Annotated in this window: 6 protein-coding genes, 2 pseudogenes and 1 riboswitch; of the genes and pseudogenes, 1 reads left to right on the forward strand and 7 read right to left on the reverse strand. The window is 42.3% G+C overall.

Translation table 11 applies throughout. The features are described 5' to 3' along the window. Window positions 1-9 precede the first annotated feature (9 nt). The 4 genes from J7I80_RS05630 to J7I80_RS05645 form a co-directional block, all read right to left on the reverse strand. Window positions 10-1,734 carry an S-layer homology domain-containing protein gene (locus J7I80_RS05630; RefSeq protein WP_214736446.1) on the reverse strand — a complete coding sequence of 575 codons (1,725 nt, stop codon included), beginning with the start codon at window positions 1,732-1,734 and terminating at the stop codon, window positions 10-12. 383 nt (window positions 1,735-2,117) lie between these two features. Then, window positions 2,118-4,187 carry an S-layer homology domain-containing protein gene (locus J7I80_RS05635; protein ID WP_214736448.1) on the reverse strand — a complete coding sequence of 690 codons (2,070 nt, stop codon included), beginning with the start codon at window positions 4,185-4,187 and terminating at the stop codon, window positions 2,118-2,120. 303 nt (window positions 4,188-4,490) lie between these two features. Beyond that, a complete protein-coding gene (locus tag J7I80_RS05640) occupies window positions 4,491-8,237 on the reverse strand; it encodes a chitobiase/beta-hexosaminidase C-terminal domain-containing protein (RefSeq protein WP_214736450.1) in 3,747 nt (1,248 codons plus the stop codon). A gap of 150 nt (window positions 8,238-8,387) precedes the next feature. Next, window positions 8,388-10,523 carry a bifunctional metallophosphatase/5'-nucleotidase gene (locus J7I80_RS05645; protein WP_251027621.1) on the reverse strand — a complete coding sequence of 712 codons (2,136 nt, stop codon included), beginning with the start codon at window positions 10,521-10,523 and terminating at the stop codon, window positions 8,388-8,390. Between the two features lie 237 nt (window positions 10,524-10,760). Then, window positions 10,761-10,847, forward strand: a riboswitch (cyclic di-GMP riboswitch). Between the two features lie 120 nt (window positions 10,848-10,967). On the opposite strand from J7I80_RS05645, the gene J7I80_RS05650 reads away from it, so the two are divergent. After that, window positions 10,968-11,840: a stalk domain-containing protein gene (locus tag J7I80_RS05650; protein ID WP_214736452.1), complete on the forward strand. Its 873-nt coding sequence runs from the start codon at window positions 10,968-10,970 to the stop codon at window positions 11,838-11,840. Between the two features lie 209 nt (window positions 11,841-12,049). Here J7I80_RS05650 and J7I80_RS23715 read toward each other — a convergent pair whose 3' ends face one another. From J7I80_RS23715 to J7I80_RS23460, 3 genes and pseudogenes are all read right to left on the reverse strand, one after another. Continuing rightward, window positions 12,050-12,301 (reverse strand): S-layer homology domain-containing protein, encoded by a 252-nt coding sequence (locus J7I80_RS23715; RefSeq protein WP_483297685.1) that lies wholly within the window; start codon window positions 12,299-12,301, stop codon window positions 12,050-12,052. Then, window positions 12,278-12,445, reverse strand: a pseudogene (locus tag J7I80_RS23720) (S-layer homology domain-containing protein); the annotation flags it as partial. The pseudogene J7I80_RS23720 and the gene J7I80_RS23715, both read right to left, overlap by 24 nt. Before the next feature lie 15 nt (window positions 12,446-12,460). Next, window positions 12,461-16,360: pseudogene (locus J7I80_RS23460) on the reverse strand (S8 family serine peptidase); the annotation flags it as partial. Between the last annotated feature and the right edge of the window lie 38 nt (window positions 16,361-16,398).

Consider the following 16,398-nt stretch of genomic DNA (forward strand, 5'->3'; position numbering starts at 1 on the left):
TCCCTGTGATTACTTTATATAATGAGATGCGATGTAGCCGATTTCACCTGTTGAGACTTTCATTACTGGGTACCAGACGTAGTGGTTAGTTATAGCTGGTCTGCTATCCTGTACTGGTTTGCCGATTATTTTTAGCTCATCGTTTGAAGTAACGGGAATCCTGTCTCCTAACGTTGCAGGAACTAGGCGCAGCCCTGACCCTTCATAGTGGACGATGTCTCCTATCGCGTAAAGTTGATTCGATGGAGTCAGCAGGGATTCTTCGAGTTCATATGATGTTTTGATGAACTTGATTTGAGTACTTGAGTTTGGATCATATTCAAAGTCTGCTGATGTCATATCCAAGTTGTCGATATTGGGCAGTACTTCGTCAGCATTTCCGCTTTCCAATTTGTCATAAACCAATTCTTGATATGCCCCTGCGTTCCGCTCACCCGTTGCCTGTACTACCGGGCTGTTTGCCGGGACAATTCCGTTATAGGCCATGATCGCGAAGTACCAGCTTTCCAGGTCGGTTGGGTCATGGTCATTTATTTTTGGCAGGTCGTTACGTTGGTAGAAGTTGTTCAACAGGAATTTTACGCCTGTTTCAATATTGTACTTGATGTCATACTTCAATCTGTCGACATCATAGCCTGCTGTGTTGGTGATTTGCATGATGCCGATTCCTTCACGGCCATCCTTCTCTGTTCTAACTAAGGGTTTGCCATCTATAAACTGGGTCCAGGCACTTTCTTTTTCAGCGACTGCTTTTACAATTTCAGGCGGGATTTTGTTGCCATTTTCCATTACCACTTCGGTAATTAAGCAATTGATTGTCTGGCGGTCAGGATTGACCGTTGATGTTGAATCATAGTCGCAGGCACTGTCATAGTTCACTGTGACTTCTTTCAAGACCTTGTTGCCGGCAGCATCTACAGCTGTGACGACGATTTTATTTTCTCCTTCGGAAAGGTTCAAGACATAGCCGCTAACGCCACTTTCTTTTACAGCTGTGCCGTTATGCTTGACTGATACTGTAGCGCCTTCGGTTGCTTCAACTTTTACAATAATAATAGGCTCAGTGGCCATTCCGTTTTCTGGGATGCCGCCGATGGTTACGGTAGGGAGCATTGGTTCCTGCTCGAACTTTTGGATAGCTTTGTAGAGCAGGATAGCAAACTCTCCGCGTGTTATATTCAGTTTAGTGCCAAATTGGGTATTCGTTTTTCCATCGGCCACACCAGATTCATAGAGTGCGTCAATGTAATTTCCGAAAGTTTTGCCGGCGTCAGTAAAAGGAGCATCCTTTGTAGCGTCAGGAATATTATAGGCATTCACCAGGATCTTAGCCATTTGCCCCCTTGTCAATTGGTCATTAACACCATACTCGGTGCTACTAATCCCACTTATGATCTTTTTTTCATAAAGAGCATTTACTGCGCCTTTATACTGACCACTAGTATCAGTAAAGCCAGCATCAGGTGCATTTTGGGTATCCAATCCAAGAGCCCGTGCGATGATGATTGCCGTCTCCCCCCTGGTGATATTCTGGGTTGTTCCAAAGAATGTTTCTGATTTTCCATTCACAATATGATTAGCTGAAAGATATTCAATAGGAACCGTATAATGGCTGCCAACATCAGTAAAACGCATTTCTTCCGCAAATGCACCCGGAGCCGCAACCCCCACCATAATAACAGCCGCTGTTCCCGCAGCCACAAGCTTCTTTCTCATAGACTTATAGATAGCCATAAAAAAATTCCCCCTTCGATGATTTCCACAAGTATGTATTGTAACGTGACGCACCAAAAACCAGACATTTACACTCCAACTATAAGTCTACTAGATTTTCCTGGAAAATGGAAGAATTAGAAAGTGAGCAAAAAGAAGCAGAGGGACGGTTCTATTGATTGATTTTATGGGTCAATAGCAACAAACAGGTACAAAGGGTGGTTCTGCTGATTGATTTTAAACCATGAGTAACAAGTAGAAGGAAATTATGTTGTTAGTAGATAGTTATGAAAATCCTAAGGGTAGACTGTTTGGGATGGTTGGTGGCGAAAAATAAGCAGGAGAACCGTCCCTGTGCTAACATTTTCTAAAAAACGAGCATAAGAACCGTCCCCCTGCTTACATTATCTATATTTCAAGGTGTATTCGTAGGTTTTGCCGGATTGTATTTGGATTGTGTGTTTTATTGTTATTCCTTCGGATTCTTTTAGTCTGCCGAGGTAGCCGAATTGCACTCCAAGTTGGAATTGTCCGTATGGTGTTATTTCTGTTGGTACTCCCTTGGATTGCATATATTCTTCTGAGTAGTTTTCTTTTTCGGTTGTGCCTTCATATAATTGGACGCTTTTTACGGTAATGGTCTCATCACTCAGGTTATAGAAAGAGGTACTAAGGCTAGTAATCAGTCCATTATACGAAGTGCTTCCAATGGAAAATTGGAGTGCTGGACGGTCGCTGACTGTGAATTTAAAGACGTCCGTTTTTCCATTTTCCAAGGTTGCGGTGATGTTTGCTGTCCCCTCAGTGATGGAAGTGACAAGACCATTTTCGTCAACAGTTGCTACTGCCTCATTATCAGAGCTCCATTCCACATTGAAATCTTCTGCTTCTACAGGAGTGATTGTAGCTGTTAGCTGATATGTCTTATTGGTTTTAATTGTGGCTTGAGCAGCATCGAGTCGGATGGTTGCTGCATCGAAAACTAGCTCTTCAAGCTTTAGTTCTGCTGCCTCAAGCTTGCTTAGCCCTTCAATTTTCATTTCAGCATATAGCTTTAATGCTTCATTCACCTTCGCTCTTACTTCGTAAACAGCTTGCTTGTCTTCTAGTGTAATTGTTTCAGGCAAGGCTGAAATCGCGGCTTCAACGTCTGCCTTTGCATTGACGATTTCTATCTTTTTTACCGCTTCGTTGATTGCAGATTTTGCCGTTTCCAAACGTGTTGTCAGCAATTCGATATTACCATCGTTTTCTGGCAGGGCAGCAATCGCGGTTTCAGCATCAGCAGCCAGTTCGTTCGCTGCGTCTACCTTTTCTTGCGTTGAAAGGTCTTTTGTTGATTCTTCTAAAGCAGTGACAGCTTTTTCAGCTTCTTTTACCAGATCCACATAGGTAACGACTTTTTCTATGACAGTCTTGTTTCCAGAAGCTTCAACCACTGTGATGACAATGGCATTCTCCCCTTCTGCAAGGGTTAAGGTGGCTGCATCGCTCACTGCCTCACCGTTTAAAGAAACCTCTACTAGAGAACCTGGTTCAGTTTCAAACTCAAGTGGGAGAATAGCGCTATTTACCACATCAGGAATACCTGAAAGAGATAGTGCAGGCGCAACGGTGTCCAAAGTGACTGTTTTTGTAACATCTGTCTCTACCCCGAAAGATGAAGCGGAAACCGTGATTATATTCCTACCTTCCTCTAAAACGATATCATAAGTGCCTTCTTCGGTGGCCGTCACTTCCTGGTAATTGAGAAGCACCTTCACGTCCGATCCTTCAGATGCTTCTACTGTAAGCGTTTGAGTGGCCGTGTTTGTAATCATGCCGTCATTGACTCCGGCAACTGTGATTTCAGGTTTTACCACATCACCGAACTTATTCATGGTTTTGTATAAAAGAACCGCAAATTCCCCACGGGTAATTTCATTGTTCGTGCCGAACAGATCAGCGCTTTTGCCGCCTGTGATGCCTGCCGCATATAAAGCGTCAACATATTCACCGAAGACTCCAACCGCATCTTTAAAAGGAGACTTTTGGTCCGCTGCAGGAATATCGTAGGCTTCCACGAGGATTTTCGCCATTGCCCCGCGGGTCAATGTTCCGTTCGGATTGAATTCAGTTTCACTGATTCCATTGATGATACCATCAGCAAAAAGAGCATTAACTGCTGGTGCATAACGTCCTACATCAGTAAAACCATTGTCTATTGCTTTTTCCGTGTCGGCATTCAGCGCCCTGGAGATGATGACTGCTGTATCTCCACGCTTGATGTTGTTGTTTGTTCCATAGGTAGTTGTAGATGTGCCATTTACTATTCCATTTGTGTAAAGGTACCCAACCCCATTCGTGTAGTGGCCGCTTACGTCAGTAAACGGAAGCTCAGCCGCCGTTGCCGCTGGAGCAGCCGCCGTAACCACAATAGCAGCCGCCGTACTGGCAGCTAAAAAGTTACGCAATGCATTCTGATGTCTCTTCATGATGACTCCCCCTGTTATGTATGTAATAAGTCCCGCTTTTCTCCTGCCAACGTAGATTACAAGACTATTACAAGTCTAACAAACTATTGACACAAACCTTCATGCCAATTTCTTCATTTAGTGAGCAGAGGCACGGTTCTAGTGATTGATTTATGTGTTAGGGTATTAAAAGACACCATCCAATTTAGCGGATGGTGTCTTTCTGGTTTATGAATTCAACTTTACAGTTCTTCTGCTTGAGTGTTGGTTATTGACAAAAGTGAGCAGTAGAACCGTCCCCGTGCTTGTTCCCGTGCTAACTTTTTAGCTTGCTTTTTCGACTGTGTTTTCGAATGGGGATTCTATTTGGTTGCCGTATGTGTCAAAGAATTTAATGGCTGATGTATCTACGCGTTTTCCTGTGCTCCATTGGAGTACGTTTTCTGCGCCGTAGATTTCTGCTACTTTTCCATTCTCTATTAAGACTTCTTTAATTGTTTCGCCGCTTAAGTTGTAGATGGAGCCTTTTTGGGCTGGGCTGATTACGACTTTTGTGTGTGCAAGCCCTTCTCCATTGATGGTAGCAGTGTTTTTTAGCCAGATTCCATTGGTCAGTGTTGTTGTGATGTCCACAGTGACCAGACTATTCGGAGGTCCGACTACATATTTTTTCGCGTTAATTCCAACTAGATTGAATACCTTGTCATATGGCAGCTGAATCGGTTCTTTCAATTCAGTCTGAATCAATAATGGATCGTGGTCACTTGCGCGTCCATGCTCTTCCATGAACCCAGAGTTGATATGAACCATGTCAACTGTAGTCGATCTTTCCATATTCTTTGTTACAAGGATATGGTCAAGTACCTGGGCATTACCCTGGTAAGAGTATGAATACCTCTCGTCAGCTGGTACTTTTTCAACCATATTGACTAATTCATCACCTTTTAAAGCCTGTAATGGATTAGAGAATTCGAAATCGTTAAAATCGCCTAATAGGATGACGTTCGCATGTGGGTCTTTTGCTTTTACATCCTCAACGAATCCATTAATTACTTTCGCAATTTCCATACGCTGCACTTCACTCTTCAATACAGGCGGTTGGTTCTTTCCGAATAATGGCTGGTCTCCGCCTTTTGAGTTGAAGTGGTTTGCGACAACAATGACACTCTTGCCCTGGAATTCAAATTGAGCTGCAAGTGATTTGCGGCTGTCTTCAAAAGCAGGGTTAGTTGGGTCGATACGTCCTGGATTTAATGTCAGCTTGCCATCTTCAAAGCCTACTGCATCGTCTGCATCTCCTTTTGGCGCATCCATTAATTGAACACGTTCTGGATTGTAAAGGAAGCCGACACGGATGTTACCGCCTGGCTGTCCGCCATCTGTCTTATCCTCTGGTGCGATTTCAGTATACGCATAAGTCGGGCCGCCAAGAGCTGCGATTGTGTTTATTAATAATTTAGCACTTTCAGTACCATCTGTTGTGCCGCTGTCAGTTGGTCCGTCATTGTCCTGGACCTCGGTCAGGCCAATGATATCTGGCTGTTTAAGGTTTGTAACGATTGCTTGAGCAAGCTTTGTAACTTTTTCAGGATCTACCTTTGTTGAGAAGTTCTCAACATTGTAAGATGCAACTGTCAATTTTTCATCTGCCGGTACGATTGAAGTAATTTCGCGTTCGTTTGAGCCTTCTACTAATTCAGGAAGTTTTTTCGTTAAAACTTTGTAGTTGCTATAGCCGTAGCTCAGAACTCCTGTAATGGAACCATTGAACTGGTCACCCATTTTAGCAACGAAATCATCATCCCCCATGTCAATCGTAATTCTTTCAGGGTTGAAGTCACCTTCAGAGATCCGCATTCCGCCTGCTGAAGTGTTTGTTTCCATTGTTCCCGGGATGACAACAACTTCGCCATACTTTTGTGGTGCAACTACTTTCGCATCGTCAACCTGGACAAGCATGCCTTCCAAGCTTTCGTAAAAGTCGATTGCGTCTTCTTGCGGCTCAAATTTAGTTAAGCCGTCATTGTCAATAACCTCAGTTGGAGCTGTGCGGTCTTTTCCGATAATTACTGGAGCTGGAAGAGTTTCACCGCTGCCAACCTTTTCAACTTTTGATGCGTCAATTTCCGTAGAAGGAAGATCTACCTGGTAACGATCATCATATCCTTCAATGAAATACTCTTTGATTTGACCAGAGACTTTTACGACATCTCCAGGTACTAATCCATGCCCCTTCTGATAAAGAAGGATGCCATCGGATGTTGCGTCGTTTCCATCGCCCTCTAGGTCTTGGATATAGACGTCGTTTTTACCTAGAACGTAAGTTACCACACCTTCTACATTGTTTACATTTAACCCTTGGTATTTAGAGAAGTGGCCTTTTCCTTGAATATCATAGATACGGACAACCTCTTTTTGAATGATGTAGTCATACGTATAAACCTTTGTGCTTATTAATCCTTCTTTTACAGCGAAAGCTTTGATCGTCGTATCTTCATTGATTTCGAGTGGCTCACTGTATACTGAGCTGCTTGCTGTCGGCTCACTGCCATCAGTTGTGTAGTAAATTGTTACGTCATCTGTATCAGAAGTTAATGTTACTGATTCTCCAGCATTGATAAAGCCTTCACCTGGAGTTGCAACAACTGGTCGGACATAGCTAGGGTCAAGAACGATATCAGCTTCCATCCTAGGAATCAGCTGGTGAACATCACGATAAGCGCTAAGAACGCCTGTGATTGAGTCGTAGCTAGTATCAACTTCTAACCATTCTTGAGTTCCTGGACGAAGCTGGTAAGAGTCGCCGTTTGCATCAACAGCTGTATAGTTTCCGCTTGCGAAGCTCTCAACTTTTGATTTTCCTACTTTAACCAGCATTGCTTCATACTGTTCAGTAAGCTGCGCTGCAGTCAATTCTTTAGCAGCTGGAATTTCTTTTTGGCCGAGGACTTTGACATTCTCTGCGCTTACTTCTAATTCCAAAAGCGAATTGTAGTCAGCTACTTCACCGAATGCTTCCACTTCATCACCAGGCTGTACACTGACTGAACCGTATAGTACGATACCGGCATTTTCATCCTGGATATAGATGTTCTTGCCGAGTACTGCTGTTACAACACCCGATGTAAGCGCGAAATCACCAGGGTTCATTTCTCTTACTTCGGAAATAGTTTTAAGGCTTAAAAGAGAGTAAGTGAATTCTGCAACGTCGCTGTTTTCCAAACCATCTGCCACAGCCATTGCCTTGATTGTAGTATCCGCTGTGATTGCGATTGGAGCTGAATATACTGTTGATCCAGTTGTTGGCTCAGATCCATCAACTGTGTAGTAAATTGTTGCGTCTTCTGTAGATGTTGTTAATTCCACTTTTGTACCCGCTTTTACAGCAGACGATTGTACAGAAGCAGTTACAGGTGTAACTTTAGTAGGCTCTTCGGCTGGTGCACCTTCCATTGTGTGGGTGCCTAGATTATCGAAAGTGTCAATTGGATGACTGCCCCATTCTAGTGCAGGGTCGAAAACGTCCTCAGTATTTACATCACCAGAAGTAATTGTACTCTTACGTACTAAAGACTGATCCATTGTTTTTACAGTATCGCCCCAAGCTGTTACTGGGTCTTCACCTACTTTACCAAATGAATCAATAACTGTACCATTATGCTTTAAAATCAATGCATCGTTTCCATTAAAGCTAGTAATGGAATGTACTAAATTCCCCTTCTCTTTTAATGCTGATACTGCACTTGAGTTAACAATAACAAATGTTTCACCAGCTTTTAGTGTTGATGAGAAATTTGTTAATTTTGCAAAGTCAAGAGTAGTGCCTGCCACAGTCTTACCATTAAAATATAATTCTAATGAGTATTCCTTTAAATCTACGTCACTTCCAGATCCATTATAAAGTTCAAGTGCTTTATTATTGCTTGACCCTTCCACATACTCAGAAATGATCAGGTCTACAGCAAACTCAGCCGCTTTTACCTGTTGAGAAACAAAAGGCAAGAACAGATTAACAACTAAAGCTAGCGTTAATAAAATACTTAATGACTTCCTGTTTGATCGGTTAATCATTAAATTAGTCTCCTTTTTTTGAAAAAGTAGTTTAGGTAATTCGGATTATTACGGCTTTTTTAGATAGGCCTAAAGTAATAACAGCCCTTAAACGCACGAATGGCACTTTCTAATAAATTAGAAAGCGCCCTTCAATTTAGTTACTTTATACTAGTTTTGTTGAACGTCTACAATTCTTCCTTCCACAGTTGGTTCGATTGTTTCGAACTGTTGCAGATAGTCGATGAACATTTGGTAATCAACGTTTCCTGGTTCGCTTAAACGGCCGTCTTTGTAAACGTCATTGAATACAGTATAGTTGTCTCCGCCTTTTGCGGTAAATGTGTTAGTTGCTGTGTAGTAATACTTATTTTCGTCTAATTCTGTGAATGTTCCATCCGTATTCTGGACTTCTACTTTCACAACTCTTTCACCAGCTGGTTTGCTACTGTCGTACGAGAACTTCATGCCAGAAACATGTAAAAATGCGCCATTCGCTTCTGGAGCAATACTTACACTATGTTCTAAGGCGGTTAAAAGCTCTGAGCCTTTGAGTTTCATGATTCCCAGAGTGTTGCTGAAAGGCATAGTTGTACGAACTTCACCCAATGTGATGTCGCCAGCATCTATTGATTCACGGATTCCGCCTCCGTTAGTTAGAGCGATCACAGTTTCTGGGTTGATTTTCTTTGCAGTATATAACATGCCATCAGTAATCAGGTTACCCAGGTTGGATTCTTGGGTACGAACGATTTCACGTTTACCTTCAAGAGCAACTGCAGCTGTTACACCAATTGACTCCGCAGACAGTTTATCCACTTCTGCTTTAAAAGGTTTGATGATCTCAAGTGCTCCTTCATCTTCAGCTTTTTCTTTTGTAGAAATTAACTCACCTGCATATGCAGTTACTGTTCCATAGTAATCAAACTCTACATCTAAAACTCCAAGGTTATCACTATTGCTTCCAGTTTGGACGATAAGAGTAGGTTCCTCTTTTTCAATTAACATAGGTTCTGAAAGTGGAGTGTGTGTGTGACCGCCAACAATAACGTCGATACCATCTACCATTTCAGCCAAAGTTAGATCGTTATCGTACTCAACGTTATCGTCATACCCTAGATGTGTAAGAGCGATAATCTTATTAATGCCTTCAGCTTCAAAAGCAGCAACCATTCTTTCTGCTTCTTCAATATAATTGCTGAATTCAACTTTTCCCGGACTTGAAATCCCCGTAGTTTCTTCTGTGGTCAGTCCGAAGATACCAACCTTTTGTCCATCAACTTCTTTAATAATTCCATCGAAGATTTTTCCGTCGATTTCTTCACCAATTGTGCTGCCCATTTCTAAGCCATTGAATAACTCATCTTTTGAAAAATCAGTGTTTGCACTTACAAATGGGAACTCAGCATTTTTAACAAACTCAGAAAGTGACTTATGCCCTTCTGCACTAGCACCTAAATCGAATTCGTGGTTACCGAACGTCATAGCGTCGTATCCAATATAATTCATTAGTGCGAGGTCTGCTTCTCCCTCAAATTTATTGAAATATAGTGTACCTGAGAATACATCACCCGCATCTAGTAAAAGTGCATCCGGATTTACTTCCCGCACTTCCTTAATTGCTGTAATTTTCTTAGCCATTTTTTCAACTTGTGCGTGTGTATCATTCGTATGCATCAAAGTCAGCCCAAGGTCACCGTTCTCGATCGCCATTGCAGCCTTGAATAAGAAAATCGCATAGTCTCCGCGTTTAGCAGAAGCGTTTACACCAAAGCTTGTAGAAGAGACGCCTTGTGTGACATCGTTTGCCGCTAGAGCCTGAACGGAATCAACATATCTTCCGCTTACATCAGCAAATGCTGTGTCTGTTTTGCCTACTAATCCAAATCCTCTTTCAATCCAGATTGCCAATTCACCACGAGTGATTGTGCTGTTGGAGTCGAACAGCTTAGATGTTTTACCATCAGTAATACCAAATTCTTTGAGAGCGTTTACAGCACCCTTCGCACGATCTGGTACATCGATGAAACCAGCATCCGGAGCGCCAACTGTATCCAAACCTAGGACATTAGCTAAAAATACCGCTGCATCTACACGTTTGATAGATTCACTGGTACCAAAATATGTACTTGACTTCCCTTTAACACCATTAGCCAATACAAAATCTACTGCATCCTGGTAACGTTCAGGTACGTCAGTATAATCTTTCGCGTCTGCCAGTACACCTGGAACAGCGGCTGTAGTCACCAATGCCGCTGCTGCAGCCGTAGCAAAAAACTTTCGGTAAGACTTCGACATCTTTGCCATTAAATTTCCCCATTTCTTTGAGAATTTTGGAATCTATCAACCCAAGAAAAAAAGAAAGCTTGATAGGATAAATGAATTAATAGACACCTATAACCATTGTACCAAAAAAACGATACTAATTGACAAATTAATTGAAATTTTACAAGATTTTATTGTTTTAAAAATAAACACACTTAATAAAAAAGTAATAGGAAAATAGAATTAGTAATGGTAATATTTATATAAAGTTGAAAATTTTATATTTTTCGGCAAACCCATCCGAAAGGTGGGGACGCAAAGCTACGAGTCTAATGTTTTTTAAACGATGGCAGTCGGGTTGCAAATGGAGTGTTTAACTCTCTTATTTTGCTGCGCCCATACGGTCGTAGCTTTTTTATTTTTCAGGAGGGAGGATTGCTTGGATTCACGTCATGTTTTATAAAAATAGAAAAGAGGACGATTCTAATGAACAAAAAGATTATTTTGTCTGTACTTATCTTATTCTTAATTGGCGGTACCGCTGCTTATGCGGGTCAAGTTATTAAAACGTATAAAACAGTAAGAGGCACTACGGCAACTATTGAGGCTGAAGAGGTTCATAAGGGAAGAATTGGGTTGACAGTTAACGGTGCAAAGGTCAATAAGCCGACTTGGTACGCAGGCGCCACAACATATGTGCCTTTGAGAGATGTAGCAGAAATGCTTGGAGCAACAGTGAATTACAACTCAAACACTCAATCAGCAGATATCGTTGCAAAAGCTGGCGGTTCTTCTCAAAAAGATCTTGAAACATTAAAGGTTTATTCAGACCTAAGCTACTCACTGATGGGTACAGAGGCGATAACTGACCTGTTTTTCGCGTATCAAACGATATTCCCATTAGCAATTGGGGAAATTGAAGCTAACTCGACTAGAGAAGAACTTGATTATATAATCGAACAATTTGATACCATGATTGAAGTTTACAATGGACAAGTTGATGTCTCCAATGCTTCTTTAGATAGTGCGCAAGCTTTGGGTGTATTAAAACAAGAGGACGTTGACCTTTTCGTCGATGCTATGGAACAGTTGAGTTTGGCTTTGGATGAACTCGAATTAGCCATCATTGAGATAGACAAATATTACTATGGGGAAGTTACAGACTACGAACAAGCCTTTGTCCATTTAAACAATTCACTAGATTACCAAAAAGCAGCAGATGACCTAATCTTCGAAGGATTAACAAACTATCACACACTGACTCAAAACTACAACAGCGCAACCATTTCCGCCGCAGGAAAAAATCACGCACAAGCACCATCTTTCCACAAGAGAGAAAAGTATAACTCTGTTAGATAAAGATGCAAAGTGTAGCAGAGGGACGGTTCTTGTGCTCACTTTTTCTCTATGAGTGCGGAAAGATATAAAAAGGCAGGGCCGATTGCATTAGCAATCGGCCCTGCCTTTAGTTATTTTTACACTGAAAATCAATCAGTAGAACCGTCCCTCTGCTTGCTTTTCAAAAACAAGCAGGAGAACCGTCCCTGTGCTTACCTGTGCTTATCTGCTTACTTCAAACGGTCGTCGATTGCTCTTCCGAGGAAGACGGCCATTTGGAGACGTGTTACTTTTGAGCCTGGTTTATATGTGTTGTCTGCGTAGCCGCCTGTGATTTGGTTGGCTGCTAGGGTGTTGATGTAGCCTGCTCCCCAGTATCCGACTGGGATGTCTTTGAACGTTTCTTGGGTGCTGCCTTTTAAGTCGTAGGCTTCAACCAGGATTTTCGCCATTTCGGCACGTGTCAGGTGTTTGTTCGGCATGAACTCACCGTTTGCGTTGCCGGTCATGATTCCTTCGTCAACCAATGTAGCGACTGCCGCGAAGCCAGAGCTTCCTGCTGGAACATCCTTCAGGTTTGGATCTGGGCGGTTAGCTGTATCCAATCCTAGAGCTTTCACAAGCATTGTAGCAGCCTGGTATCTTGTGATACTGTCATTGCTTCCGAAGTTGCCGTTCTCATATCCATTGATGATGCCTCTCAGGCTTAGGCTGTCTACTGCATCCTTTGCCCAGTGTCCGGATGGAACGTCCTTGAAAGCTTTTGCTTTCTTATCAGTTTTGAAGATTGAGATATTCTTAACGACAGTGTTACCAGCAAGGTCAACAAGCTTCAATTCGAAGTTGTTTTCACCGTTTTTAAGTGTCAGCTCTTCAGTCAATTTCTTTGCAGTTGTTTCCATTACGAATGGCTCGCGGAATTCGTTGCGGAATACCTCGCTGCCATCGATGTAGAAACGTAGCTCACTGAAGTTATCCTTCAGTTCTACATCAAGATTAACTGTCTTCTGGTTCGTATAGAAAGGTCCTTTCACATCAAGAACTGGTTTAGTAGAGTCTACTAACACTTTTCTCAAGAATGAAATTTCATTTCCTTTTGTGTCGATTCCAGTAAACCTGATGCTTTGTACTCCATCAGATTTGAATTCGACAGTTGTATCGAATGTGTAGTACTTGTTAGCTGCATCCCAAGTTAAAGCTGTCTTTTCGCCATTGATATAAAGCTCTTTAACAGCTGAATCTTCATTTACGTATCCTTGTACAGGAACTACTCTTGATGCAGTTGCGCTTAATGCTTCAGGAGTGATTGCGTTAATGAATGGGATAGTATTGTCTTCACCAACTGTGTCGGACCCTGTGTTTCCAGCCCAGTCAGTTGCTACAACTTTAACAAACTTAACATCTTCTACATTTTCCACAGTGAAAGAACGAGTCTTAGAAGAAAGCGGTGCTTCTTCTAGTACGCTTGCTCCGTTTACAAGAACATCGTAGTAAGAAACGCCAGCGCCTTCATCTGTTGCCTTCCATGTAACTTTTCCTGTTGCTTCATCAAATGAAGCTTCTACTACAGGTGATTTTGTATCGATCAATACTGGGATTTTCTTGGACTGCCATTCTGCATTCGGATAGTCGATTACAGATGCAATCTCGTAGTAGTACAGTCCATCAGGTACTACTTCGCCTTTCACTTTGCCATCCCATGTAGCATTGACGAACTCTGTGTATAATTTTTCAGCAGCGCCGTCATAATGCTTTCTTTGTTCATTTTCAGTGCGAAGCGTTACGATTGAGTTTTCGTTCTCGTCAAGAACAGAGAACTTCACTTTCTTCGCGTTTCTTAGGAAAGAAACCGCTGGTAGAACAACATCCTGAACTCCATCTTTGTTAGGAGAGAATGCGACTTTATCGCCAAATGCTTCCTCATCTACAGGGTTAGTGCCCAAGAAACGGAACTCTTCGCCTTCTGGAGTGACAAGTCCAGTGCCCATGTAGAATGAATCTTCTTCATAAATTGTGCTGTCAACGATTGGAGCCTTGTCCCACTCACCGTTGAAACCAACGTATGGTACTGTCAGTTCAGGGTTTGTATCATTTACATCAGTAAAAGTAACAAAACCTTCTACAAAGTATCCGTTTTCAAAGACTTCTTCTAATGGTACGTTTTGCATCCATTCAACTGTATCTGTAAGGTCTACAGTCACTTCAACTTCTACTGTTTCATTTGCTGGTACAGTTACTTCAAGGCCAGCATCGCCTTCCGCACCGTTAGCAGAAGTGATTTCGATTGGGAATTCACCCATGTATGGTGCTTCTTCACCGATTGTTCCCGCTTTAAAAATACCGCCAGTCTCAACCAGGTTGTAGCCTTCTTCAACAAGGTCGGTTTGGACAGTTCCGGAAGCCTTGTAAACGGCATCCTTGTCACCAAAGTTTGTCAGCAATAGCTTGAATGATGCTTTATTGTCGATTTCCTTCAGTGCTACTTTACCAATTCCGGATTGAGCTTCTGTTACAACAACAGGTGTACCCATTGCTGCATGAAGGTCCATCAATCCTGCGCCCTGACGTCGTGGTGAATAAGGGAGTGCTGTTTGCATGTATGCATTGTATAAACCAGTATCGAATTGTGGTCTTGATGTGTTCATCAAGATGTTTTTCGCCATGTTGACACGCGCTGCACCAGAAAGGTTGAATTGCTCGTCCACTCTCTGTAAAACAAGTGCCGATCCGCCCGCAACGTGAGGGGCAGCCATGGAAGTACCGCTCATTAAGCCATACTCGTCATTTTGCAATGTTGAAAGGATATTTCCGCCTGGTGCCGTGATTTCTGGTTTGAAATCAAGGTTAGGAGTCACACCCCATGATGTGAACGCTGATAGTTTCGTATTTTCAGGGTTTAAAGACTTAACTTTTTCACCTTTGAAGGCGATTTCTACTTTGCCAGTCTTAAGTGATTCTGCCAGCTCATCTCCGAATTCTTTTAATGTAAAAATATACGGAATCTTGATGGCTGGGTCATTGGCCATGTTCACGTAACCAGAAGCATTGTTGTAGATGATAACACCTGCTGCACCAGCAGCTTGTGCGTTCAGAGCCTTCGTGACGAAAGCAATTTCCCCACGCTGGATTAAAGCGATTTTTCCAGTTAAATCTTTGCCAGCGAAGTCATCTGCAGATCCTGAATCGCCAGGCTTTCTGCCAAGACCGGCATCAACCAGTTCATAGTTTTTGTCGCCAAGACTAGTAGGAGCAACATTTCCAGAAGAAACAAAAGACATTACTTCTGTATCCAGGCCTTCACGGAAAACGCTGAAGCCTTCAAGGTCCAGGTATAGATTTTCAAAAGATGCAACTTGTAATGATTCGTTTGACAAACCTGGTGAACCAACCAATCCGATATCCGGATTCTGAGCGAATGGAAGGTCGAAGCCATCGCCAAACAATGCAGAGTTACCTGCAGAGATTGCCATCATTACGCCGTTATCAACCGCGTTTTTAATTGCTTGTTGTTCAGGATCTTCTGGTAAAACAAAGCTTGCAGTGGAACCAAGACTCATATTGATAACATCGGCTCCAAGGATAATTGCTTCGTCAATAGCTTTGATATAGATATCGCTATATGTAGAAGGCATTTGCGGGTCATTGCCGAAAACCTTCATCCCAAGAATCTGGGCTTCAGGCGCAACACCCTTAAGACCACCGTTTTCTTCATCGCCATTTGCACCGACAGTTCCGGAAACGTGCATTCCGTGCATGCTTGCATCTGGACCCAAGTCAAGGATCTGGTCATTTTCGTCTGCATAGTTGTATGCATAAGGAACTTTTTCAGTAAAATACTTACCAACCAAGCCCTTTTCTTCTTTTAGTTTCGCAACTAATTCCTCGGATATTTCGGGCACAGTTTCTTCGCTCAATACCATGTCCTTGTGGGAAGGATCGATACCAGTATCGATGACAGCAACTGTCATGCCTTCACCCTTATATCCATACTCCTGCCAAGTCTGCTGAGCTTTTACAAGCTCTTTACTGTAAAGCATTTCCGGCTTTTCATCCGGACGCTTATATTCATGTGCAATGTAAACATCTTTTACATTGGAAATTCTTTCGATTGTTTTAATAGATTTATAGGCAACCTCGCCGCTGAATCCATTAAAAATCGTTGTAAAACTCTGTTCCTGCTTCATTTTAATAGAAGCGTTTTTGATCTTTTGCTTAACATTTTCTTGAGCATTTAGAGCATTAACTCGCAGCTCCTTTTTCTTTGCTTCAGACAGCTCGCTGTAGCTCTTTCCAGAACTTTGAGCAATCGAAACAACAGGATTATCCTTCAATTCAACGATAACCCTAACCTGATCATTATCATTGTACTTCTGATCAGCTTTATCTTTTGCAAATGTTTTAGTCAGTGACCGTTCAACAGCCGGCTTCTCTGACCCCGGCACAGCCTTTTTGCCAACAGCCGCACTTGCGCCTAATACTAGATTAGAGAACACAAGCAAAAAGACCATTGTCAGCATAAAAGATCTCTTCAACATCCTCATACGCCGCCAAAACCCCCTAAATTAATAAAATTTGACAA

It is taken from the genome of Bacillus sp. ISL-41 (assembly GCF_018613235.1).
GTDB lineage: Bacteria > Bacillota > Bacilli > Bacillales > Cytobacillaceae > Mesobacillus.

What these genes read in the sequence shown, in the direction of transcription:
- J7I80_RS05630 (WP_214736446.1), bottom strand. Translation starts at nt 1,734, where the DNA reads ATGGCTATCTATAAGTCTATGAGAAAGAAGCTTGTGGCTGCGGGAACA.
- J7I80_RS05635 (WP_214736448.1), bottom strand. Translation starts at nt 4,187, where the DNA reads ATGAAGAGACATCAGAATGCATTGCGTAACTTTTTAGCTGCCAGTACG.
- J7I80_RS05645 (WP_251027621.1), bottom strand. Translation starts at nt 10,523, where the DNA reads ATGGCAAAGATGTCGAAGTCTTACCGAAAGTTTTTTGCTACGGCTGCA.
- J7I80_RS23715 (WP_483297685.1), bottom strand. Translation starts at nt 12,301, where the DNA reads ATGCCGAACAAACACCTGACACGTGCCGAAATGGCGAAAATCCTGGTT.
- J7I80_RS05640 (WP_214736450.1), bottom strand. Translation starts at nt 8,237, where the DNA reads ATGATTAACCGATCAAACAGGAAGTCATTAAGTATTTTATTAACGCTA.
- J7I80_RS05650 (WP_214736452.1), top strand. Translation starts at nt 10,968, where the DNA reads ATGAACAAAAAGATTATTTTGTCTGTACTTATCTTATTCTTAATTGGC.